Source organism: Aliterella sp. E5.1 (assembly GCF_057473825.1).
This window is the reverse complement of record NZ_JBYCCV010000388.1, coordinates 1-1,459: the sequence shown is the minus strand read 5'-3', so window position 1 is coordinate 1,459 and position 1,459 is coordinate 1. Positions and strand designations below refer to the sequence as shown.

The window sequence follows — 1,459 nt, the reverse complement described above, 5'->3', positions numbered from 1 at the left end:
TTACTTTCTGCTTGACTGTCTCTAGGTCTAGATGAGGACAGGCTTGCGTTACTTGACTCCTGTACATTTATCTTTGCCAAAGTTCTCTCTATTTAATACTCTACTACCTCTGACCACAACTTAGTATCAGTACAGACGAATTTATTTAACAAAACTAATTGCTCAAAAAAACTATCACCATTACCTTTGTCTACAAAAAAGTTTAAGCTAAGTCTGTCATGATAACGTAGTCCACCCATTACGTTTATTCGCCCTCAGCATCGAGTACCTGTCACTTTTTGCCTCTTTCCTCGAATTGTCCAGCATTTACGTCTGATTACTCGTAAACTGAATCCAGTTTCGTCCCAAAACCATACTTGAAAAAACTCTGGTGCTACTTGCCCTGCTTTCAAATAACTTGCTAATTTCTCTCGAAATATTGCTCTTTGTGCCTGATTTTGCTTAGATTCTAAGCTGGACTTCGCCCAAATGTAAACGTAGTTTTTTTTTGCAATATTCGAGTAATTTGTTTACTGCTCAAGTTAATTCCTGTCTGCTGTTCCAGATAAGTCGATAATCTTTCTCCCGTCCATCTACCAAATTCATACCCTAATTCCTTCGGCGGGAGTTCAACAACTTCTAGTAATAATTTAATATATTGCTCTGTAGCTTTAAGGGTAATTTCCTTGCTGTCGTTTGTCTTTCAAACTATCCAGGTTATCCGGGTCGCCATGTACGCACCAGTGTGCTACATTTCGATACCCACAACCAATAAAATTAGCAATCTCTTCATAGCTTTTACCATCGTTTTGCAGTAACAGGATCAGGGCGTGTTCTCTCAATCTTGGACAATCATGGGAACGCACTAGGATTTGCAATCTCTCCTTCTGTTCAAAATTTAGAAATCCTTTAGCAGGCATTCCTCCCTCCAACCTTGTTTCTTAAACTTCTATTTTATGCTTTTTATATGTCTCACAGCTTACAACTGAGCTATCAAGGCAGCAAGGGGTATTTGAACAGCCAACAACGGCAAGCGGTAATTAACTGGTTGCAGCAGAAGAATTATTGGAATCTAAGACAATTGCAACAGTATATCTGTGACACCTACAACATCCGCTTCAAATCCCGACAGAGCTACTATGAGTTATTTGCTGCTGCAGGCATCAGTTGGAAGAAAACCCAAAAGTGCAACCCGCACAAAGATCCAGAGTTAGTCAAAAAAACTAGAAATTCTTGCCCAACTCAGCCAATGGATGCCAGAGATAGTGTCTGGGCGCATGAGTATATTTTTCCTGGACGAGTGTCACCTATTGTGGGGGGATGTCTGTGGTTATATCTGGGCGGCAGCTTTTGGGGGTAAGGATACCTTACAAGGGTAGGTTTTTTACAATTAGGAAGAATCAGAAAAAGATAAATCGCTGAAACGATTAAAGGATAAAGGAAACAAACGACCGAGAAACAAAGACTGACCATTGAGCAG

Annotated in this window: 3 protein-coding genes; 1 reads left to right on the top strand and 2 read right to left on the bottom strand. The window is 40.2% G+C overall.

The window, feature by feature from the left end:
* Positions 1-448: 448 nt before the first annotated feature.
* Both AC2VE5_RS27545 and AC2VE5_RS27540 read right to left on the bottom strand, forming a co-directional pair.
* Positions 449-544: a hypothetical protein gene (locus tag AC2VE5_RS27545; protein WP_486890709.1), complete on the bottom strand. Its 96-nt coding sequence runs from the start codon at positions 542-544 to the stop codon at positions 449-451.
* Positions 545-650: 106 nt separating this feature from the next.
* Positions 651-899, bottom strand: a complete 249-nt coding sequence (locus AC2VE5_RS27540; RefSeq protein ID WP_486890708.1) for a hypothetical protein — start codon at positions 897-899, stop codon at positions 651-653.
* A 92-nt stretch (positions 900-991) separates the two neighbouring features.
* Here AC2VE5_RS27540 and AC2VE5_RS27535 point away from each other — a divergent pair, with 92 nt between their 5' ends.
* Positions 992-1,339 carry a winged helix-turn-helix domain-containing protein gene (locus AC2VE5_RS27535; RefSeq protein WP_486890707.1) on the top strand — a complete coding sequence of 116 codons (348 nt, stop codon included), beginning with the start codon at positions 992-994 and terminating at the stop codon, positions 1,337-1,339.
* Positions 1,340-1,459: the final 120 nt, after the last annotated feature.

Bases quoted from the DNA above. Each gene is read 5' to 3' on its own strand.
- AC2VE5_RS27540 (WP_486890708.1), bottom strand. From the start codon at position 899: ATGCCTGCTAAAGGATTTCTAAATTTTGAACAGAAGGAGAGATTGCAA.